At 62.6% G+C, this 20756-nt stretch carries 24 protein-coding genes; 11 read left to right on the top strand and 13 right to left on the bottom strand.

Annotated features, from left to right (window positions below):
* Positions 1–126 precede the first annotated feature (126 nt).
* Positions 127–1920 (top strand): hypothetical protein, encoded by a 1794-nt coding sequence (locus NYQ88_RS09095; protein WP_275654611.1) that lies wholly within the window; start codon positions 127–129, stop codon positions 1918–1920.
* A 144-nt stretch (positions 1921–2064) separates the two neighbouring features.
* Here the strand turns inward: NYQ88_RS09095 and NYQ88_RS09090 are convergent, their stop codons facing one another.
* The 8 genes from NYQ88_RS09090 to NYQ88_RS09055 form a co-directional block, all read right to left on the bottom strand.
* Positions 2065–3435 carry an IS1182 family transposase gene (locus NYQ88_RS09090; protein ID WP_275652564.1) on the bottom strand — a complete coding sequence of 457 codons (1371 nt, stop codon included), beginning with the start codon at positions 3433–3435 and terminating at the stop codon, positions 2065–2067.
* A 229-nt stretch (positions 3436–3664) separates the two neighbouring features.
* Complete coding sequence (locus tag NYQ88_RS09085) at positions 3665–5044, bottom strand: phosphomannomutase (protein WP_275654610.1); 1380 nt, start codon at positions 5042–5044, stop codon at positions 3665–3667.
* A gap of 22 nt (positions 5045–5066) precedes the next feature.
* Positions 5067–5498 (bottom strand): alternative ribosome rescue aminoacyl-tRNA hydrolase ArfB, encoded by a 432-nt coding sequence (gene arfB / locus NYQ88_RS09080; RefSeq protein ID WP_275654609.1) that lies wholly within the window; start codon positions 5496–5498, stop codon positions 5067–5069.
* A gap of 14 nt (positions 5499–5512) precedes the next feature.
* Positions 5513–5743 carry a hypothetical protein gene (locus tag NYQ88_RS09075; protein WP_275654608.1) on the bottom strand — a complete coding sequence of 77 codons (231 nt, stop codon included), beginning with the start codon at positions 5741–5743 and terminating at the stop codon, positions 5513–5515.
* Positions 5743–7710, bottom strand: coding sequence for a threonine--tRNA ligase (gene thrS / locus NYQ88_RS09070; RefSeq protein ID WP_275654607.1), 1968 nt, complete (start codon positions 7708–7710; stop codon positions 5743–5745). Before thrS ends, NYQ88_RS09075 begins: the two co-directional genes overlap by 1 nt.
* Positions 7711–7806: 96 nt before the next feature.
* Positions 7807–8202 (bottom strand): GFA family protein, encoded by a 396-nt coding sequence (locus tag NYQ88_RS09065; RefSeq protein ID WP_345774624.1) that lies wholly within the window; start codon positions 8200–8202, stop codon positions 7807–7809.
* Positions 8203–8207: 5 nt separating this feature from the next.
* Positions 8208–8519 carry a membrane protein insertion efficiency factor YidD gene (gene yidD / locus NYQ88_RS09060; protein WP_275654605.1) on the bottom strand — a complete coding sequence of 104 codons (312 nt, stop codon included), beginning with the start codon at positions 8517–8519 and terminating at the stop codon, positions 8208–8210.
* The gene (locus NYQ88_RS09055) at positions 8516–8971 is read right to left on the bottom strand and encodes an iron-sulfur cluster assembly scaffold protein (RefSeq protein WP_275654604.1); all 456 of its coding nucleotides are present in this window, start codon (positions 8969–8971) and stop codon (positions 8516–8518) included. Before NYQ88_RS09055 ends, yidD begins: the two co-directional genes overlap by 4 nt.
* 155 nt (positions 8972–9126) lie before the next feature.
* Here NYQ88_RS09055 and folE point away from each other — a divergent pair, with 155 nt between their 5' ends.
* The 3 genes from folE to hisI all read left to right on the top strand — a co-directional run bounded on the left by folE (position 9127) and on the right by hisI (position 11191).
* The gene (gene folE / locus NYQ88_RS09050; protein ID WP_275654603.1) at positions 9127–9750 is read left to right on the top strand and encodes a GTP cyclohydrolase I FolE; all 624 of its coding nucleotides are present in this window, start codon (positions 9127–9129) and stop codon (positions 9748–9750) included.
* Between the two features lie 93 nt (positions 9751–9843).
* A complete protein-coding gene (locus NYQ88_RS09045; RefSeq protein WP_275654602.1) occupies positions 9844–10677 on the top strand; it encodes a helix-turn-helix domain-containing protein in 834 nt (277 codons plus the stop codon).
* Between the two features lie 61 nt (positions 10678–10738).
* Positions 10739–11191 carry a phosphoribosyl-AMP cyclohydrolase gene (gene hisI / locus NYQ88_RS09040; protein WP_275654601.1) on the top strand — a complete coding sequence of 151 codons (453 nt, stop codon included), beginning with the start codon at positions 10739–10741 and terminating at the stop codon, positions 11189–11191.
* Positions 11192–11197: 6 nt separating this feature from the next.
* Here the strand turns inward: hisI and NYQ88_RS09035 are convergent, their stop codons facing one another.
* On the bottom strand, positions 11198–11950 hold the full coding sequence (locus NYQ88_RS09035) for a rhomboid family intramembrane serine protease (RefSeq protein WP_275654600.1): 753 nt from the start codon (positions 11948–11950) through the stop codon (positions 11198–11200).
* Between the two features lie 185 nt (positions 11951–12135).
* Between NYQ88_RS09035 and NYQ88_RS09030 the strand changes: the two genes are divergently transcribed.
* The 3 genes from NYQ88_RS09030 (at position 12136) to NYQ88_RS09020 (ending at position 14345) form a co-directional block, all read left to right on the top strand.
* Positions 12136–12792: a PAS domain-containing protein gene (locus NYQ88_RS09030; protein WP_275654599.1), complete on the top strand. Its 657-nt coding sequence runs from the start codon at positions 12136–12138 to the stop codon at positions 12790–12792.
* Positions 12793–12976: 184 nt separating this feature from the next.
* Positions 12977–13531, top strand: a complete 555-nt coding sequence (locus NYQ88_RS09025; RefSeq protein WP_275654598.1) for a PilZ domain-containing protein — start codon at positions 12977–12979, stop codon at positions 13529–13531.
* 187 nt (positions 13532–13718) lie between these two features.
* Positions 13719–14345 carry a transglutaminase-like cysteine peptidase gene (locus NYQ88_RS09020; protein WP_275654597.1) on the top strand — a complete coding sequence of 209 codons (627 nt, stop codon included), beginning with the start codon at positions 13719–13721 and terminating at the stop codon, positions 14343–14345.
* A 145-nt stretch (positions 14346–14490) separates the two neighbouring features.
* Here the strand turns inward: NYQ88_RS09020 and NYQ88_RS09015 are convergent, their stop codons facing one another.
* Positions 14491–14811 (bottom strand): hypothetical protein, encoded by a 321-nt coding sequence (locus tag NYQ88_RS09015; RefSeq protein WP_275654596.1) that lies wholly within the window; start codon positions 14809–14811, stop codon positions 14491–14493.
* Positions 14812–14931: 120 nt separating this feature from the next.
* On the opposite strand from NYQ88_RS09015, the gene NYQ88_RS09010 reads away from it, so the two are divergent.
* On the top strand, positions 14932–15603 hold the full coding sequence (locus tag NYQ88_RS09010) for a hypothetical protein (RefSeq protein ID WP_275654595.1): 672 nt from the start codon (positions 14932–14934) through the stop codon (positions 15601–15603).
* A gap of 47 nt (positions 15604–15650) precedes the next feature.
* Here the strand turns inward: NYQ88_RS09010 and NYQ88_RS09005 are convergent, their stop codons facing one another.
* From NYQ88_RS09005 to NYQ88_RS08995, 3 genes are all read right to left on the bottom strand, one after another.
* Positions 15651–15869, bottom strand: a complete 219-nt coding sequence (locus NYQ88_RS09005; protein ID WP_275654594.1) for a DUF3126 family protein — start codon at positions 15867–15869, stop codon at positions 15651–15653.
* A 113-nt stretch (positions 15870–15982) separates the two neighbouring features.
* On the bottom strand, positions 15983–16810 hold the full coding sequence (gene cysE, locus NYQ88_RS09000; RefSeq protein ID WP_275654593.1) for a serine O-acetyltransferase: 828 nt from the start codon (positions 16808–16810) through the stop codon (positions 15983–15985).
* Between the two features lie 90 nt (positions 16811–16900).
* Positions 16901–17662, bottom strand: a complete 762-nt coding sequence (locus NYQ88_RS08995) for an alpha/beta hydrolase (protein ID WP_275654592.1) — start codon at positions 17660–17662, stop codon at positions 16901–16903.
* 170 nt (positions 17663–17832) lie between these two features.
* Between NYQ88_RS08995 and NYQ88_RS08990 the strand changes: the two genes are divergently transcribed.
* The 3 genes from NYQ88_RS08990 (at position 17833) to NYQ88_RS08980 (ending at position 20673) form a co-directional block, all read left to right on the top strand.
* Positions 17833–18078 (top strand): zinc-finger domain-containing protein, encoded by a 246-nt coding sequence (locus tag NYQ88_RS08990; protein ID WP_275654591.1) that lies wholly within the window; start codon positions 17833–17835, stop codon positions 18076–18078.
* 9 nt (positions 18079–18087) lie between these two features.
* Entirely contained in the window at positions 18088–19269 is a 1182-nt protein-coding gene (locus tag NYQ88_RS08985) for an FAD-dependent monooxygenase (protein WP_275654590.1), read from the top strand.
* 81 nt (positions 19270–19350) lie between these two features.
* Complete coding sequence (locus NYQ88_RS08980) at positions 19351–20673, top strand: TCR/Tet family MFS transporter (RefSeq protein ID WP_275654589.1); 1323 nt, start codon at positions 19351–19353, stop codon at positions 20671–20673.
* Positions 20674–20756: the final 83 nt, after the last annotated feature.

Raw genomic sequence — 20756 nt, 5'->3', positions numbered from 1 at the left:
TCTGCCTGCGGCTTGCGCCGCTCCGCACTTAGCCCCATTTGCCTGTCAAATGTTTGCCGGATAATTCTGGAGTCGAGAGAGCACGGCCGCGCATCTGCCTGGCCGGCGGACCATAGGGAGCAAGATATGTCCTTGAGCGTGACCAAGAAGCGCCGCCTCGCCGCGCTGGCAGCAGCCTGCCTCGCGAGCGTCGCCCTGCCGGCGGCGCCAGCCCTGGCGCAGAAGGTGAAGAACAAGACACCGGCCGCAGAGGCCAGTGCACCTTCAGTGGACGTCGTGGTCACCATTCCCAGCGTGGATACGGTTCAGTCCAATATGGACGCGGCCACCATCACCGACATTCTGAGCGGCAATCTTACCGAAAATGCCGAAGCCCTCGCTGCGCTCGACGCAGAGAGCATCAGCATTCCCGAAATCATCATCGCCATCACCGCAAAGACCGATGATGGGCCCGAGGTCGGCACGATGACGCTGACCAATCTGGTGTTGGAGGACGTTACGGATGGCGTGGCCGCGTCCATGCGGCTTGAGGGATCGAGCTTTGTCTCTCCCGAGGGCGACGCCGCGATGGGCGCCTCCGAGGCGAGCGCGGTCAATATCGCTGCCATCCTGGGCATCTACGGCCTCGTCAGCGCCGACCCGACCAGTGAGATGGAAACGCTCTACGCCGATTTCACGATGGAAGGCGGATCCTTCACATCCGAGGAGATCGCCTGTTCCATCGGGGCGATCAGCGTCGGCGAGGTTCGGGGGCGTCCGTTCGAAAGCTCGTTCACCGAGATCATGACGCTGGCGCAGACGCTTGAGGACAGTTCCGACGACGACATTACGCCGGAACTGCTCGGCAAGATCGTGCACATGTACGCCGACGTCCTGACCGCGTTCGAAAGCTCGCCTGCAACGTTCGATGGCATCGACTGTGCCGGAACGGACAACGATGGCAGAGACATCGCCTTTGCGCTGGGCAACGTGACCATGGGCGGCATGTCCCCCGGCATCTACCCGCAGATTTCGGTCGACGACATCACCATCGCGGCCGAAGAAGGCACGATGTCGCTCGCCAATTTCACCTTCAAGCAGTTTGACCTCAGCAGCGTCATCGCAACCCTTCAGCGGGCGCCGGAGCGGGTCGACGAGAGCTGGCTCGAGGCCAATGCCCGTGGGCTGGTGCCGTCATTCGAGGGCGTTTCGCTCAGCGGCTTTGCAATGGACATCGCCGACCCCGACAAGAACGACGAGCGGATCGTGGCCAATGTCGACGCGTTCGACCTCAGCCTCAAGGATTACCTCAACGGCATCCCTTCGGCGCTCGACACCTGGGCCAAGGGCATCAAGATCGCCCTGCCGCTCGACACCAATGATGAGCAGGTCCAGCAGCTGATCGACCTCGGCATCACCAATATCGACGCCGGTTTCCGCTTTGCCGCAGCCTGGAATGAAGAGACCAGCAATATCGACATCACTGAAATCTCGGTGTCGGGCGTGGACCTCGCAACGGTGGCATTGAAGGGCACGATCGCCAACGCCACCGAGGCGCTGTTCTCGCTGGATGAAAGCGAAGCCCTGATGGCCGGAATGGAGCTGGCTGTCAGCGCGCTGAGCGTCGATGTGCTGGACGCCGGACTGTCCGATATCGTGCTGGCCGTCGCCGGAGCCGAACAGGACATGGACCCCGCCGCCATGCGCCCGATCTTTGCCGGCCTGGCAGAAGGCACCGTTGTCGGCATGATGGCCGGCGTCGCCGATGCCGCCAAGCTTGGCTCGGCACTCGGTCAGTTCGTTTCTGGCAAGGCGAAATCGCTCAACATCAGCATCGAGGCCAAGGAAGCCCCGGGCCTGACCATGATCGATTTCATGATGGCCGAGGATGATCCGGCAACACTGCTGCAGAAGGTCAATATCGACGCTTCGGCAAAGTAATATTGAGTGCTGGATAGATTTTAGAGGGCGCTTCCGCGCCCTCAGACCACTGACAAACCCCGTCATTTTTGGGCGGGGTTTTGTTTTGTGCTGGGTTTGCCGGCTTAAGCGCCTGGTAGATTTGGCGCGCACAAGGCTCCCGCCTCATGCGAGGCTTGGTTTGGGGGCTTTGGTTAGCGCGAGGGCGATTTTCTTGATGTTTTGGGCGGCGGCGGCCAGGAGGCACTGGTAGGCGACGCGTGTCAGACTTCGGAACCTTGCATAGCGGTGTCCGTGAAGCTGTTTGGCGTCGGCAAAGGAGCGCTCGACCGTCTCCTTGCGGCGCTTGTAGATCGCCTTGCCCCAAGGCGTCAGCCGATGCCGATCGGTGCGCTCGCGTGCGTCGGCCCAGACATGGCGGGTGATCGTACGGGTTGCGGCAGCGTTGGAGGTGCAGGAAGCAAGCAATGGGCAATCGCAGCAGATCTTTGGATCCGAACGATAGTGGCGATAGCCGTTGCGATCTGTGGTGGCATAGGCAAGCAACTGGCCCTGCGGGCAGACATAGCCGTCTTGCGCGCTGTCATAGGCAAACTTTGATTTGCGCATCATGCCAGGGCGCGGCGGTGTGGGGTTGCGATAACCGGTGACACCCAGAATTCCGCGCGCCTCCAGCCCGTTGGCGATGCCCGACGTGGCATAGCCGGCATCAAGCCCGACGGCCTGAACGTCGAAGTCGAAACGCTGGCGCTGCCGATCCAGCCGGTCGAGATAGACGATCGAGTCATGCACATTGGCGGGCGTCACATGCGTGTCGGTGATGATCGCATGGCGACCATCGACGGTACGATGATCGAGATAGAAGAACCCCTTCGGCTTGCCCTCGCGCACCATGTAGCCGGCGTCCGGGTCGGTGCGCGAGACCTTGGTTTCCTTGACCTGCGGTTCACGCTCCTTGTCCTTCAAGGGCTTTTGGCCATGCAGCGCCCGCTCTGCCTCGATCGCCCGGTCGAGATCGGCCCAATAGTCCGAGCGCGACTTTTCGATCATCTGCAGATCATATTTGCCCTTGTTGGCATTGGCCTTCAGATGGGTCGAATCCGTATAAAGCACCGAACCATCCACCAGTCCGTGGCGGATCGCCTGCTCGACGATGTGATCAAAGATGTCCTGCGCCACATCCGTGTCGTTGAAGCGTCGGCGCCGGTTCTGCGACAGGGTCGAGGCGTCAAACACCCGATCCGTCAGCTTCATGCGCAAGAACCAGCGATAGGCGACATTGACCTCGATCTCGCGCACCAGCTGGCGCTCGGAGCGCACGCCAAACAGGTAGCCGATGAAGAGCGCCTTGAACATCAAGGTCGGATCAAGCGCGGGCCGGCCATTGTCGGCGCAATAGAGCCCCGCGACGCGATCATGAATAAACGAAAAGTCGATCACCGCGTCGATCTTGCGCAGCAAATGATCCTTCGGCACCAGACCATCGAGCGTCACCATCTCGAGGGCAGTCTGTTCAGGGCTGGGTTTCTTCAACATGCCCCAGTGAATCAAAAACCCCCGGCCAAAGCCAGGGGTTTGTCAGCAGTCTGAGGGCGCTTCCGCGCCCTCTTTTTTTGGGCGGGGCTCGCAGATACCCCCTCCTGGCCTCCCCCTGATAGAGGGAGGGATCCGGCCGGTGGGCGCGGGCAATTTGAGAGCCACGATGGGCTCCCCCCTGACAGCGGGAGGTCGAGTGCGGGTTTCCCCCCGCGTGCGGCGCTTTGCTTCAGCGCACGGCTTTCTTCAAAACGTCCATGGCCCAGCCGAGAAGGGTGGTAGCCTTTTCAGGCGTTCCGGCCTCGACGTAGCACCGCAGTTCGGGCGCATTGCCCGACCCACGAAAATGTACGGTCTCGCCGCTGGCGAGGTGGAATTGCAGCCCGTCGATGGCGTTGACGCCAGCAATGGCATTGTCCCCGAACAGTTCGCTAGCATAGGCCGGGTCGATTTCGAGCCGCGAGAGGAAGGCGGCGCTGCGTTCGCTGGGGACGTCCTGCAGGCGGTCGGCGACGGCGATCTGCAGCGGCAGGTCGCGCACCAGCCGCGCCACGGAGATGTTCTGCTGCTGGGCAAGGCTGAAGACCGCCAGAATGGGCAGGATGGCGTCGCGCGTGGGCAAGGGAGCGAGCTCAAAACCCGGGCCGACGAAAGTGCCGCCATTGGCTTCAAAGCCAACAACCTTGTCACCGCCCGCCTCCATGCCGGCGACGACAAAGGGCGAGCCGACCCGCGTGCGGATGACGGCGGCAAAATAGCCGGTGCGCTCGATGGCCGAATTGGAGGTGACCGGCGTGACGACGGCGCGGGCACCAAGGAAACGGGCTGCCAGAAGTCCCAGCGCATCGCCGCGGACAAAAGTGCCCTCCCCGTCCATCAGCAGCGGACGGTCGGCATCGCCATCGGCGGAGACGATGGCATCGAGCTTGTGTTCGGTGAGCCAGCCCTTGAGCGGGGCAAAGAGCGCATCGGAAAAGGCCTCGGTGTCGACGGGCACGAAAACATCGCTGCGCCCGAGCGAGATTGTTTCCGCGCCGAGAGCGCGGAGCACCTGGCCGAGGAGGTCGCGCGAGACAGTCGAGTGCTCGAAGACGCCGATGCGCAGGCCCTTGAGCCCGTTTTCCGGGAGCAGCGCGACGCAGCGGTTGAGATAGGCCGCCTGGGTGACCGCGAATTCATTCTCGGCCGTGACGGCGGCCTCGGCGATATCGGCGTCGGAAAGCTGGGCGAGGATGCCCTGCTCGTCGGCCTTACTGATTTCGCCGGCGGGGGTGTAGAATTTGAGGCCGTTCCGGTCAGCGGGGATGTGGCTGCCGGTGATCATCACGGCGGCCGCCTTGGTGTCGAGGGCGCGCAGGGCCAGCGCGGGCGTGGCGACTTCGCCGCAATCGATGGGGGTGAAGCCGGCGTCAGAAATGGCGATCAGGCAGTCGCGGGCAATATCGGGGCTCGAGGGGCGCAGATCATACCCGACCAGCACACGACCAGCCTGCATCTGGCCGGAGGTTCGAAGGTGGCTGAGAAAGGCCGTGACATAGCGGCGGGCCGGCTGACCGGCGAGGTCGGTGACAAGGCCGCGGACGCCGCTGGTGCCGAATTTGAGACTCATGATGTGGCCCTTCTGGAGACGGTCAGTCGTCGCCGCGCGGCGCGCCGCGCAGGCGTTTGACATCGGAACGGATAGTCTTGCCCTCGAGCCGGCGCTTTTTCGAGGCGAGCGTGGGGCGGGTGGCGATGCGCGGTTTGGGCGGGTGGGCGCCTTCCCGCAACAGGGCGACAAGCCGCGCCAGGGCCTCGGCCCGGTTGAGCGGCTGATCGCGATGGGAGTTCGACGTGATGACGATGACGCCATCCTTGGTCAGCCGGCTGCCGGCCAGGGCGGCAACGCGCCGCTTCATCGCATCGGACAGATTGGGAGAGTTCTGCAGGTCGAAGCGCAGCTGGACCGCGCTTGCGACCTTGTTGACGTTCTGCCCGCCCGGCCCCGAGCCGCGCACGAAAGTTTCCTCGATCTCGGTGGGATCGATAGAGACGAAGCGGGTTATGGCAATGGGATCAGCCATGTCCCGCTCCTTTGTTAGCGCTTCCAGCGGCCGGTGAAATAGACTTCCTCGTCGTGGATGACGCGGCCTTTTTCGGTCGTCCGGAATTTTCCGGGCCGACCTTCGGCCTCTTCGACCCACTTCTTCTTGAGCATGCCGGCAAAGGTCTTTTCGCCGATATCCTTGAAGTCCTCAGGCCCGAGAGCCTTGTCCTCTCCCATATGGAAGAGGGCCTTCATCTCGCGATTGGACGGACGCTGCGGCATCAGGCGGCGACCTCTGCCTTCTGGCGCAGGTCCGGCGGTGTGCCTTCGGTCATGAGCGCGACGATGGCTTCCATTGCCGGCATGACCTTCTGGCCTTCGGTGCCGAGACGGCGGACGGAGACAGTGCCCTCCTCGGCCTCGCGCTTGCCGACCACAAACAGCAGCGGCACCTTGGCGACGGAGTGCTCGCGGACCTTGTAGTTGATCTTCTCGTTGCGCGTGTCGATCTCGGCACGAATGCCCGAGGCGCGCAGCTGGGCGACCAGCTTCTCGGCATAGCCGTCGGCTTCCGAAACAATGGTGGTCACCACGACCTGGGTCGGGGCCAGCCACATCGGCAGCTTGCCCGAGCTGTTCTCGATCAGAATGCCGATGAAGCGCTCGAAGCTGCCGAGCACGGCGCGGTGAAGCATGACCGGACGGTGCTTGGCACCGTCTGCGCCCACATATTCGGCATCGAGACGTTCGGGCAGGTTCGGGTCGACCTGGAGCGTACCACACTGCCAGTCGCGGCCGATTGCGTCGGTCAGCACGAATTCGAGCTTGGGACCATAGAAGGCGCCCTCGCCCGGGAAGACAACATAGTCGTGCCCGGCAGCCTTGCAGGCATTGCCCAGCGCGGCTTCGGCGCGATCCCAGCTCTCTTCCGAACCGATACGCTTTCCGGGGCGCGTCGAGAGCTTGATGCGCCAGCCCTCAAAGCCGAGATCGGCATAGACGCTGGCCAGAAGTTCGATGAACTTCTTGGTTTCGGCTTCGATCTGATCTTCCGTGCAGAAGATGTGGGCGTCGTCCTGGGTAAAGCCGCGCACGCGCATGATGCCGTGCAGAGCACCGGACGGCTCATAGCGGCTGCACGCGCCGAATTCGGCCATGCGCAGCGGCAGATCGCGGTAGGACTTCAAGCCATGGTTGAACACCTGCACGTGGCAGGGGCAGTTCATCGGCTTTAGCGCGTTGATTGCCTTGGTCTTGGCATGCTCCTCGTCGACTTCGACGATGAACATGTTTTCCTGGTAATTGTCCCAGTGGCCCGAGGCTTCCCACAGCTTGCGGCTGACCACCTGTGGGGTGTTCACCTCGACATAGCCGTCGGCGCGCTGCTTGCGGCGCATGTAGTCCTGGAGCGCCACATAGATGCTCCAGCCCTTGGGGTGCCAGAACACCTGGCCCGGGGCTTCTTCCTGCATGTGGAAGAGGTCCATCTCGCGGCCAAGCTTGCGGTGATCGCGCTTTTCGGCCTCTTCCACCATGTGGAGGTAGGCTTCGAGCTCTTCCTTGGTCGCAAAGGCGGTGCCGTAGATGCGGCTAAGCACTTCGCGATTGCTGTCACCGCGCCAGTATGCACCGGCAACCTTGGTCAGCTTGAACGCCTGGCCGACGTCCTTGACGGAGCGCATATGCGGGCCGCGGCAGAGGTCGATCCACTGACCCTGCTTGTACATTTTCAGCGACTGATCGGCCGGGATGGCGCCAACGAGCTCGACCTTGAACTCCTCGCCCTTGGCGCGGAAGAAGTCCTTGGCCTGGTCGCGCGTCCACACTTCCTTGGTGAAGACGGCGCCGCGATCGATGATCTCGCTCATCTTCTTTTCGATGACGCGCAGCTCATCCTCGGTGAACGGGCCGGCTTCGCGATAGAAGTCGTAATAAAAGCCGTTGTCGATGACGGGGCCGATGGTGACCTGCGTATCGGGCCAGAGCTCCTGCACGGCTTCGGCGAGAACGTGGGCCGCGTCGTGGCGGATCAGCTCGAGCACGTCCTTGGAGCCGGAATCGCGCGTGACGAATTCCAGCGCGCCGTCGGCTTCGAGGGCGTCAGAGAGATCGGAGAGGACACCGTTCCAGCGCATGGCCACAGTCTTCTTGGCCAGGCTCTTGGAAATGCCATCAACGATGGCGGTGCCGGTAGTGCCACGCGGAAATTCGCGCACTGCACCATCGGGGAACGTCACCTTGATTGACATTTTTGATCTCCAGAAAAGGGTTGTCGCGCTGTCCGAATGGGCGCGAGGTCGACGGATTACCACGAATAGCCGGGATTTCCAGCCTTTACTTGCCAATCATGTCGGCAGTTCACTGAACTGGGGCAAATCGTCGTTGATCTCGTACCAGCTCGCCTTGGAGCCGACGAAGATATGAAACGAGGGCTGGATGGTTGGGGGATCGATCAAAGTGCCCATGGTCACATGGCCGTTTCCGTTAACGGCAATGTAGGAATAGAGCAGCGACCCGCACTTGCCGCAGTGGAAATCGCGGCTGCCCTCCGCCTCCCCATAAAGCAGCAGATCATCTTCGCCCCGGACCAGACGGATACGGTCAAACGGGATGGAGGCCATTGGCTTGAATGCGGAACCGGTGGCGCGCCGGCACCGGGAGCAATGGCAGAAAAACGCGGCGACAAAGGCATCTTCGACCTCATAGCCCACCGCGCCGCACAGACAGCTTCCCCTCAGCATGTGTCTTACCTCCAGCGGCCATACCGCCATGGTTGATACCAGCTGCCCGCTTCCGGCAGCGCCTCCGGAACTGGATCATACCCATGCGTGCCGCCCGGGCGACAGCGCCAGAATCGCGCCAATCCCATCCAGCCGCCCGGCCAGAAGCCGAAGCGCCAGATGCTGTCGCGGGTAAATTCAGAACAGGTCGGCAAATGCCGACAGGTGCGCCCGGCGAAGGCCGAGAGCGTGTAGCGATAAAGCGTGATGAGGAAAATGGCGGCCAGCTTGAACGGGAAATCCACCGCCTGCCAGAACGCTGCGATGATTCTCTTCATGAACCGGACGCACCAAGCGGTTGGGCTGATTCGATTTTTTCCAGTGCCGCAACCACTGCATCAAAGACGAGCAGCGTGGATGTGTGCCGGGCTGGAAAGTCGCGCACTGGCTCGAGATATCGCAAATCCGACCATTTTCCATTGGGTGGCGCGCCCTCGGCCCTGAGCATGGCATGCATGGCGTCACGGAGTGAGCGGAAGTCTGATGCGCTGGTGCCGACGATCTGCTCGGCAACGATCGCGGCACTGGTCTGGCCGAGTGCGCAGGCCGACACATCATGCCCGTAGGCTGTGATGACACCGTTCTCGAGCTGGATATCCACCTCGATCACGGAGCCACAGACGCGGCTGACCTTTCGAGCGCTGGCATCCGGAGCGGCCAGCCGACCGGGCTGCGGCGCATTGCCCGCCAGTTCAAGAATCCGGTCAGAATAGAGCTCGCTCAGCGACATAATCGAAAAATTCTGCTTCTTGTTCCCATAGTCCTACCCTTCTATATAGGGTGTCGCCAGCAGAGCGTCACTGCATTCAATCTGCTCGACAGGTCCAGATCGATCACGCCCCCGTATAACAAGGCGGATTGCAACGCCCCCAAGGAGCCAGCCAGATGGATGTCCGCGCCAAGCCAATTTCCGCTGCGCCCTTGAGCGCGACCGCTCTGCCCCGGCCAACCCGTGAGGAAGCCGAACAGGCTGTCCGCACGCTTATCGCCTGGGCTGGAGATGATCCGACGCGCGAAGGCCTGCTGGAGACCCCTGCCCGCGTGACCAAGGCCTATGGCGAGCTGTTCGGCGGCTATACGCAGGATGCCAAGGCCGTTCTGGCCAAGACATTCAAGGAAGTCGGCGGCTACGACGACATCGTCTTTGTGCGCGATATTCCGTTCTATGCCCATTGCGAGCACCACATGGTGCCGTTCTACGGCAAGGCCCATATCGCCTATCTGCCGCATGATGGCGTCGTGGGGCTGTCCAAGCTGGCGCGCCTCGTTGACGTCTTCGCGCGCCGCCTGCAGACGCAGGAGACCATGACGGCGCAGATCGTCGACGCCATCAACGAAAACCTCGGCCCGCGTGGCGCCGCAGTGATGCTCGAGGCCGAGCACATGTGCATGACCATGCGCGGCGTGAAGGCCCACGACGTGATGACAATCACCCACCGCTTTACCGGTGTGTTTGCAGAGGACCGCGTCGAGCAGGACCGGTTCTTCGCCATGGTCAATCGCCGCTAAGACGGCTCGCCAAATTCCAAACCAGAGCAAGCGCGATCAAACGCGCTTGTTTTCGATATGGCATAGACTACCCGTCTCAAGCGGGTAACTGCCATGTCCATTGTCGCCAAAATGCTCTGGGTCCTCGAAAGCCGCTCACGCGAGCCGCTTGGCCTGGATGAGCTGGCGGATGTGACCGGCCTCTCCAAAAGCTATCTCTCCCGCGTCTTTCCTCTCGTGACCGGATATTCGGTCACGGCCTATCTGAGGGCACGGCGACTGAGCGAGGCGGCACGCCAATTGGCCCAGGGCGCTCCCGATATTCTCTCGGTGGCGCTGGAGGCAGGCTATGGCTCGCATGAGGCATTCACCCGCGCCTTTCGCGATCAGTTCGGCATGACGCCGCAAGCTGTTCGCCAGAGACGCAATCTGGATGGCATTTCTCTCGTGGAGCCTCAGAGAATGGATAGACAAGCACAAGTCACACTCGAGCCGCCCCGGTTCGAAACTCGCCCCATCATGTATTTTGCCGGCATCTCTGAGCGGCACAGGATGGACAACCCCGCCGGCCTCCCCGGCCAATGGCAACGCTTTCAGCCCTATATCGGGCATATCGACGGCGCCATAGCCGGTGCCGCCTATGGCATTATCGGCGACATGTCCGACGACCACTTCGAATATGTGGTGGCCGTGGAAATGCGCGCCGGAGCGGAAACACCGGCGGATCTCGAACAGATCTCGGCTCCGGCGCTCAAATGGGCGCGCTTTGCCCACAAGGGAGATTTGTCCACCCTGCGCGCAACGATCGGCGCTGCGGAAGGGTGGCTGACACGCAATGGGTATGAAGCCAGCGAGGCGGACTATAGTTTCATCGAATATTACGGACCCGGCTTTGACGCCCGCACCGGCAGCGGGGACATAGAGATCTGGTTCGGCCTCCAGAGCTGAAGCACTGGCGTAAATCCATGATGCGCGCTAGAGCCTCGCTGCCAAGCCAAGGGTGCGCATCATGACAACAGCATTTGCAGATCCGAAATCGCTGACCCACGAGGAGCTCGAAGAAGGCACGGCCTTCGCCCCGCGCTTTGACGACAAGGGCCTGATCACGGTTGTGACCGTGGAAGCCGGCAGCAAGGATGTGCTGATGGTCGCCCATATGAACGCCGAGGCGCTGGCGCTGACGCTTGAGACTGGCATCGCCCACTACTGGTCGCGGTCGCGAAATTCGCTCTGGAAGAAGGGCGAAACCTCGGGCGAGTTGCAGGAAGTGGTGGAGCTAACGACTGACTGCGATCAGGACTGCCTGGTCATGGTTGTTCGCCAGACCGGGCGCGGAGCGGCCTGCCACACCGGCCGGAAGAGCTGTTTTTATCGCCGCGTGACCCTGCAGGACGGAAAGGCCGGTCTTGAAGACACCGGCCTGCCTCGTCTTTTCGATCCGAAGGCGGTCTACGGCGGCTGAGGCCGCCTAGCCCTGCGCCTGGGCGCGGGAGCGCCGCTCGAACAGGCCGACCATGAAGAAACCGGCGATAAAGCCGCCCAGATGCGCTTGCCAGGCAATGCCGAGGCTTGTGCCCATGAGCAGTGGCGCGAGCGGCACGGCGGCGTTGAGCACCAGCCAGATCAGGGTGAAGAATCGCGACCGCGAATCCGCGAAGACTTCGCGCACACTGGCGAGGCGTCGTCCGAGCACGATTCTCTCCCCGGTCTCGGGATGGCGCGTCCACAGCACCGGCTGGAAGATGAAGCGTACGGCCGCGCCGGTCAGCCCGGCGACGCCGCCCGATGCGCCGATGAGAAAAATCCCCTCGTAGAGCGAAGTCAGGGTGAAGGCGGCGGCACCGGCTGCGGCGGACAGGAGAAAGATCGCCAGCATGGGCCCTGCCCCGTAGCGACGCGCCACCGGCGTTGCGAAGATGACCAGCCAGGCGACATTGATCAGCAGATGGTCCCAGCCGCCGTGGATAAAAGCATGGGAAAACGGCGTCCAAAGCAGCGGAATGAGATAGCTCGGGTCCTGCTGTGCCAGAAGGATACGCAGGGGCTGATAGGCGAACCAGACATAGAAATCCGCCAGCCCCTGGGGGTTAAGCGCCATGGTTGACGCCAGGTGAACGGCCACCAGCACCCCAACCAGCGCGGTGATCGAACCGGGCAGCAGGAAGATCGGCTCACGCTCGGGAGAAGGCCGGTTCTCCGGGCCTTGACCTGGATCAGTCATGGGTTTGGTCCTTTCACGCCGGCACTGTACCGCGCTCTTTCGCCTTATCCACATTTGGGACACCGGCGTTAACCTTAATTAATGTTTAAGCGGGAAATCACCCCGCCATTTTGCCATTCTGGGATTCGCGGCGCAGCGTTCCAAGGGGGAGCGCAACAGCCGGCTATTCTTAGCGGGTCCTTACGATGCAGATGACGAGCACCACAACGCTCTACAATTACTGGAACTCGATTCGTGGGGCCCGGAGCGCTCCCGACCGCAAGGATATCGACCCTACCCGTATCCGCGAAGCGCTGGCGAACACTTTCATCCTCGAACTGGATGAGAGCGACAAGTTCTCGTTCCGCCTCGCCGGCTCGCACCTGTGCACGAGCTATTGCCGCGAGCTCAAGGGTCGCTCCTTCTCCGCGCTCTGGCACGATCGCGACAATGACGCGATGGAAACGCTCGTCCGCGCCGTGACCGAAGACCATGCCGTGGCACTCGTCACCTTCCAGGGCTCGACCGCGCTGCATACCAAGGTGACCTTCGAAACCATCCTGATGCCGCTGCGCCACAATGGCTCGACCCACACCCGCATCCTCGGCGCCATGACGGCGGTCGACGAGCCCTACTGGCTCGGCGTGCAGCCGGTGGTCGAACAGCGCATCACCGGCCTTCGCCTCATCTGGCCCGACGATATGGCCGAAGAGCAGGATCACATCCGCGAAGCCGTCAGCAATGTGGTCAATGACGTGTCCTTTGCCCCGTCAGCGCCGAACAATGGTATGCCGACCACCGTCTTCGGTCGCACTGCACGCCGCTATGCGCACCTGGCGGTTATCGACGGCGGCCGCAACTGATCTGCGGGCCCGCCCGGGCTTATTGCGGGGCGGGCCGATACCATGCGTTAACCAAGAGCAAATAGCCTGTCTTGCGGAACTTCCCCAAGACTGAAACCGGTTGCGCATGCTTAGTGACGATATTCCTTCATCGCAATTCGCGCCGACCGCTCGCCCGCGAGCGGCGGAGGGCCGCTTTCAGCGTGTGAAAGTGTCCATTCTGGGTCGCTACATGCTGGCGGACCGCCGCGAATTCCCCTGCCAGATCCTCGAAATGTCGCCCGGCGACGCTCTGGTGATCGCCCCGATCCCGGGGATCGTGGGGGAGCGCATCATCGCCTATCTCGACCATCTCGGCCGCATCGAGGGCACGATCCTCAGTCAGGTGGACGGTGGCTTCACCATGGATATCGCAGCCACCCCGCGCAAACGGGACAAGATGGCCGCCCAGCTGACCTGGCTGGCCAACAAGGATCTGCTCAACCTGCCCGAAGACCGGCGACATGAGCGCGTTGTGCCCGACATTCGTCATTCGAGCGTCGTGCTCGACGATGGCCGTCGCTACAATTGCAAGATCATCGATATTTCGCTCTCCGGCGCCGCCATCGAACTCGATGTGCGCCCGGCCATGGGCACACCGATCACCATCGGCCGCATGCGCGCCCGCGTCGTGCGCCATTTCCAGAACGGGGTCGCGGTCGAATTCGCCTCCGCCCAGGAAATGCTCAATGTGGTGCAGCAGAACCTGCGCATCCACTGAGCCAGGAATTCATCGCAGAAGCTTGAAGCTCCGGACGCCAGTGTCCGGGGCTTTTTTTCATGCCCGGGCGGACGTGGTGAATCCAAGCTTACCGGACCGGATAAAACACGCATAAAAACTAAGCGGCAGTTTTTCTTCCGGGGCAAGTTGCCCCCAATAGCGTGGTCTCCATCAGGGAGACTACCCAATGGCATTCAATATCAAGGGCCTGCTGGCCACGGCGATCGCAGGACTGGGCCTCATGTCCAGCGCCCCCGCCGCACTGGCGATGGACTTCACCAATGTCGCCTATGTGCAGGTGGCGAGCGGCAACACCTCTATCCCCGTCGGCCATCTCGAATTCTGCCGGGCCCGTCCTGGCGAGTGCCAGAGCAATGACCAGATCGTTCCCGCGATGTCGCTGACAGACGCCAACTGGCAGCAGCTGGTTTCGGTCAACGCCCATTTCAACCAGACCATCGTTCCGGCCACAGACCGGGACCTCTACCAGGTCGAGGAATTCTGGACCTATCCGACGAGTGGCTATGGCGATTGCGAAGACTATGCGCTGGCCAAGCGTCGCGCCCTGATCGAGGCGGGCTGGCATCCGAGCACGCTGATGATCGCCGTGGTGCGCCAGCAGGACGGCAGCGGCCATGCCGTGCTGATCGCCCGCACCGATCGTGGTGACCTGGTGCTCGACAATCAGGAAAGCCTGATCCGCGTCTGGAACGAAACGCCCTACAAATTCCTCAAGCGTCAGTCGCAGGCCAATGCCGGCCAGTGGGTCGACATGCTCGACGACCGCATCGTGGCAGTGGCTGCGACGCAGTAAGAGTTTCCGGGCCCCGCCCTACTACCCTGATAGGGGCTTGAAGAACGAAGCCGTCAGCGCCCGCCAATGCGCTGTCGGCTTTGTTGTTTTCAGATTGTCGCGTTTCCCAACCGCAACGCAATGACCAGCTTTGCCGGAAATGCTCCTAGAACCGGATGGCCAGATAGACGCTCATGATAAAGAGCCCGGTGACGAAGGCCCAGCCAAAGGCGACGACGGCCGAGATCAGCGCCGAGGTCATCGACAGTGTGCCGCCACTTTCCTGTCGCCAGCCCATCTGCAGCATGATGTAGGGGCCGCAGACCACGCTCATCACCAGATGCCCGACGGCCCCGAGAACGGTGCGGCCATCCATGCGCAGCATTGCCTCCTGCCGCGACAGCCACTGATAGAGATGGGTTCCGGCGCCGGCCACGGACAAGCCTACGCACATGATGAAAGCGGCCAGCAAGAGTTCGCGCGTCATCCCTGTCATCCCCGCGTGAAGTCGACCCACCGACGGATCGCACACTTAACGATTTGGTAACCATATTGCCGCTCCTATGAACTGTCATCTCCCGGCAGCAAACTTGGTTAACGCACGGCCATGCCCGCATCGCCCCTGCCCGCAGCGCCCAATACCGGCGCCGGTCACATCGCCTATAATCTCGCGGGTATCTCGGTCATCGTGCTGATGATGGCGGTCGGGCTCGCCTATGTGGTGGACATGGCGGGACGCAGCGGGGCCGACGCTGAGGACGACGGCGCGAGTGCCATCACCCAGACCATCGGTGGACGCGATCTCACGATTCCCGAAAACTGGTTCCGCTATGGCGAACAGATGCGCCCGGGCTTTGTCACCCAGATCGATCTCGATGTTGCCGTCACCCTGCACGGCTTCGACCTGCCCGTGCCCGTCAACGTCACCATCCTGCCGCGCAGCCGCGCACGCGCCAGCAGCGTGCTGCTCGACGCGGTCTATCTGCATCAGTTTGACGACGGAATGGTGAGTGGCGTGCCCGGGCTCGTTGGCAAGCCGCTCAAACATGGCGCGGGCTATGTGGGGGAGACGGTGTGGTATGACGCGCTGTCGCCCAACCCGTTTGTTGCCAAATGCGCTGCGCCGATAGAGTCGGGAAAGCCCGAACGCTGTCTGCGCACGGTGCAATTATCGTCCGGCCTTGCGGCTATCTATGGATTTGACGCTGGGGCGCTGGCGGGCTGGCGGGATTTTGACGCGGCCATGGCGCTTCGCCTCGAAACAATCGGGGCGCTTTAGGTAAGCCAGGAGGCGGTGACGCAATTGCGCACACCGCCGGCAATAGCTCAGTCCAGATCTTCGAGGTCGATATCGAGGATCGACATGGAGAACATGTAGGACTTGTCGCCGTCCTCGTCGTCCGCATGAATCAGGCCGATCGACTCATCACCGATGAAGACCTCGACGGAGTCATTGAGCTTGGGGCGCGGGCGCACGTCGATGTTCTTGTTGTTGAATGTGCGCTGCAAAAAGGTCTGCAGCTTGATGATTTCGGGATGGTTCACGAGAGGGTCCTGACGTTGTTATTGGCCGGCAATCTAGTGGCTGGCCAAGCGCTGACAACCCCCGGCGCGGCCATTTTATCGGTAACAAACCCGGCGCGGCCCTTGCCTCGACCTCAACCGTTTGTGTCGTGGACGAGGACCATCTGGTCCATGATGAGCGCTGGCTGTGCACAACCGGCCTCACCGATCACCTTGGCCGGAACACCGGCGACAGTCGTGCGCGGCGGCACTTCCTTGAGCACAACCGAGCCTGCGCCGATGCGCGAGCAGTCGCCCACGACGATATTGCCCAGCACCTTGGCGCCGGCACCGATGAGCACGCCATTGCCGATCTTGGGGTGACGATCCTGATCAGACTTGCCCGTGCCGCCCAGCGTCACGTTCTGCAGCATGGAGACATTATCGCCGACGACTGCGGTCTCCCCGATCACGAGGCCCGTTCCGTGATCGAGCATGATGCCGCGACCCATGGGGACCGCCGGATTGATGTCGACCTGGAACACCTGGCTCGACCGGCTCTGGAGATAGAGCGCGAAGTCGCGGCGACCGGCGCGGAACATGGCGTGGGCAAAGCGATGGGTCTGGATCGCCTGATAGCCCTTGAAGAAAAGCAGCGGCTCGACGGCGCGGTGACAGGCCGGATCGCGCTCCATCGTCGCGGCGAGGTCGGCACGCGCCGCTTCACCGATGATAGGATTGTCCCGCAGCACCTCGCCCAAGGTCTGGCGGATGATATCAGCCGAGACATCCTCATGGCCGAGCCGGGTTGCCAGGCGATGCGCCAACGCGTCTTCGAAGCTGTCATAGTTGAGAATGGTGGAGAGAACGAGATTGGCCAGCGGCGGTTCTGCGTCCAGAATCTGCTGCGCGCCCGCGCGGACGGCTTCCCAAACGGGATCGACTGTCTGAATTTGCGAGGTCTTCTTCGCACTGCTGCTCATGGCGCCAGTCTCCACTTCATCGAGAAGTGACGATATAAGCCATTCTCTTGCCCAAGACAAAGCCCCGACGGTGGGTTTGGTTCACGTTCTTTACGCGGGAGAGAAATTTCTTCCGAGAAAAGCCAGCGCAGCTTCCTTGAACTTGGTGTCGCCGGTTGCGCGCATATGGTCCCTACCGGGAATCACAAAGGCTTCACCGGCGGGCAGGAGTTCCGCCAATTGCTCGGGTGGACCGGCCATCTCGTCGGCCTCGCCGACCGCGACCAGCACCGGCACCTCGATCCGGCGGACATCGGCACGGGCCATGGGCTGCCGCGACGTCTCCATGCAGGCCGCAAGGGCTTCGCGATCCGAGCCGGTGTGATCGGCAAAGATTCGGAACTGGCGGGCCGTGGGATGGGTGAGGTCAGCCAGCGCCGGTGCCCGCAGGCCGGCGATGATGTCATTGCCGTCGGTCAGCCCATTGATGACGTTCATGCCCATGCCGCCGAAGATCGCGGCGACAACGCGCTCGGGATGGTCGTAGGCGAGAAATGCGGCGATCCGCGCGCCCATGGAATAGCCGAGCAGCGCCGCCCGTTCGATGCCCAGATGGTCAAGCAGCGCCAACGCGTCGTCTGCCATCATGTTGGGGTAATAGGCCTCCGGGTCATGGGGCTTTTCGGAGGCGCCATGGCCGCGATTGTCGAGCGTGATGGCGGTGTAGCCCGCATCGACAAGGGTCTGCACCCAGCCGGTATCGATCCAGTTGACCTTGCCGCTCGAGGCGAAGCCATGGATGCACAGCACCGGCGGGCCATTGCCGGCCACTTCATAGGCAAGGGAGAGACCACTGGTTTGAAAGACGGGCATGGGCAGGTCCTTTCGCGGTGCCGTGTTTAGCGGGCCGGACGGCGAAGGGCCAGAGGGGCTGAGCAGGCGGCGGGCCGCGCCTCTGCATCAAAGAACCCAGAGCGCCCCTTTTCATCCCGGCTCGGCTTGGCTATGGTCCGCGCAAAATCCCGACCTCACAGGTTTTGACCATGGCACACGGTTCCACGCCTCACTTCCACAATTCCACCGGCCTTGCCCGTATCGAGATCGGCTCGAAGGAATTCAAGTGCGTTGGCGCCCTGCCCCCGTTCGACCACCCGCACATCTACCTCGACATGGGCAAGGACGATGAGATCGTCTGCTCCTATTGCTCGACGCTCTATGTCTACAAGGCCGAACTCGGCGGCGGACATGCGAACCCGGCTTCCGCGGTGTTCACGGACGCTGCCGCCTGAGTCAGTCCCATGCCCGCATTGGGCCGTAATTATATCATTGCGGGCGCCGGCATCACCGGCCTGACCCTGGCGCTGACGCTGGCCAAATTCGGCGCCAATGTGACCGTGCTCGAGCGCGCCGAAGCCTTGCAGGAGTTCGGCGCCGGCATTCAGGTCAGTCCCAATGCCCGACGCATACTCGACCGGCTTGGCCTCGGCGAGGCGTTGTCCCAGAGCAGCCTCGAACCGCTCGCCCTCGACACCTACGCCAGTGGCGCGACGAAACCCCTGGTCAGTCTTGAACTCGGCCCGCTCATGCACGAGCGGTTTGGGGCGCCCTATGCGGTGATGCACCGGGCCGATCTTGCCGAGGCGCTCTACAAGGCGACGCGGCGCTTTGCCAATATCGATGTGCTCTTCGGCGTGCGCCACTGGGATGCCCGCTCGGATGAGCGCGGCGTTGCAGTGGATATCGAGCGGGCCAGCGGCCAGACCCAGACCCTTCGGGCGCTCGCGCTGCTGGGGGCCGATGGGGTGCATTCTCAAACGAGGCAAGCAATCCTCGGCGGCCCGGCCGCAGCCTTTGGCGGACGGGTTGCCTGGCGTACGCTGGTGCCCTTCGACGCGGTCGCCGGGCAGATCGCCATGGATCGGGTCTCGGTGTTTTTCAGCCGTGGCCATCATCTGGTCTGCTATCCCCTGGCGCACCGTGAGCAGGTCAATCTGGCGATATTTTTGCCCGGCTCGGCCGATAAGGCGCAGGCCTTTCCTTCCGTGCGGACACGTGGCGGCCCGATCGATGCGCTGATGGGTGCGGCGGGCGACAGCTGGACGCCTTGGCCCTTGCACACGGTGACCACGCCGACATGGCACAGGGGCAATATCGGCATCATCGGCGATGCCGCCCATGCCATGGTGCCATTCCAGGCACAGGGGGCGGCAATGGGCATTGAAGATGCCGCCGTACTGGCGCCACTCTTGGTGGAAAGCCAGGGCGCCGAAGCTGCTCTCGCGCGCTTTGCCAGCCTTCGACAGCCACGCGTGGCAAAGATTTCCGCACTCTCGGCCAGCAATGGCCGCATTTTCCATATGCCATGGCCGCTGTCACTGGGCCGCAATATGGTCATGCGGCTTCAGGGGCGCCGTGCGCATCTGCGCCGGCTGGGATGGATTTATGGGCACGATGTAGGCAATGGTCCTGCGCATTCGTGACTTTTCGGGGATTGCCTTGCGCCATGCGCCCGTGTCAATTGCGGCCAAGGCCACTGACGGAACGAAGGGATCGATAACCGCATGCAATCTGCGACGCGCTCCCGACTAACCCTCACCTGCATTCTCGTCACTATCCTGCTCGACATGATCGGCGTGGGCATCATCGTGCCTGTTCTGCCCGAACTGCTCGAGGAACTGACCGGCGGCAGCGTGGCCCAGGCGGCCGTGATCGGCGGCTATCTCGTTTTCGCCTATGCCTTCATGCAGTTCGTGTTTTCGCCTGTGCTCGGCAATCTCTCGGACCGGTTCGGGCGGCGTCCGATCCTGCTGGCGTCGCTCCTGGGGCTGACTTTCGACTACCTGATGATGTCGATCGCCCCCTTCGTCTGGTATCTCTTCATCGGGCGCATCATTGCCGGTATCGCCGGCGCGGCCCTGGCCACGGCCACCGCCTATATGGCCGACATCACCCCGCCCCATAAGCGCACGCACCGCTTTGGCCTCATTGGCGCGGCATTCGGGCTCGGGTTCATCATCGGCCCGGTGATCGGCGGCGAGCTTGGCGAATTTGGCCCGCGCGTGCCGTTCTACGCGGCGGCCGGTCTCGCCTTTGCGAACTTCCTCTTTGGTCTCTTCGTTTTGCCGGAAAGCTTGCCAAAAGCCTCGCGCCGCAAGTTTGACATCCGCCGCGCCAATCCGCTGGGCGCTGTGCTGGCGCTGCGGAAATATCCGTCCGTGCTGTGGCTGCTCGGTGTGCTGTTTTTCTTCCAGCTTTCGGCGCAGGCACTGCCGACGGTGTTCTCCTATTTCACCGTGGAAGTGTTCAATTTCAGCTCCTCGATGATCGGGCGCACGCTCGGCGGCTTCGGGCTGGGCTTCGCCATCAGCCAGGCAGTGATCGCCGGACCGCTCTCCAAGGGTATTGGCGAGCCGGCTGTGGCCATGATCGGGCTTCTGGCCGCCGTCGCTGCCTTTGCCGGTGTGGGCATGTCAGGCGAGGTCTATCAGCTCTACCTCTTCATTCTCGTGGGGACGGTCAGCGGGCTGGCGCCGCCGGCGATCAATGGCGTGCTGTCGCGCCAGGTGCCGGACAACAGCCAGGGCGAACTGCAGGGCGCGGTCAACGCCGCAAGCTCGCTGGCGACCATTATCGGCCCGCTCGCCGCCACCCAGATCTTTTCCTACTACACCACGACGCCAGAGACGCACGGCTACTTCCCCGGCGCGCCCTTCGTGGCCGCAAGCGTGAGCGTGGCCCTGGCGCTGATTCTCTTCGGCTTCACCGCCTGGCGCTTTGAGCTGGGTCGCCGCCCGAGCATCGCCGACCATCCTCACACACCCGAGATGGCTCCGCCGGGCCAGGTGCGCGTGCCACCGCTGGAAGACGATCCGGACACACGCTGACGGGGCAACACGCCCCGCTCTCTGCTTCGTGACTGCCCTGCAGCGCCGAGCTGGCGCAGACTGCTCCCCGATGCATCCATGCA

This window comes from Devosia sp. SD17-2 (assembly GCF_029201565.1).
Taxonomy (GTDB): domain Bacteria; phylum Pseudomonadota; class Alphaproteobacteria; order Rhizobiales; family Devosiaceae; genus Devosia.
Note: the sequence above shows the minus strand (reverse complement) of the source record. Positions and strands in the feature narration are given on the sequence as shown.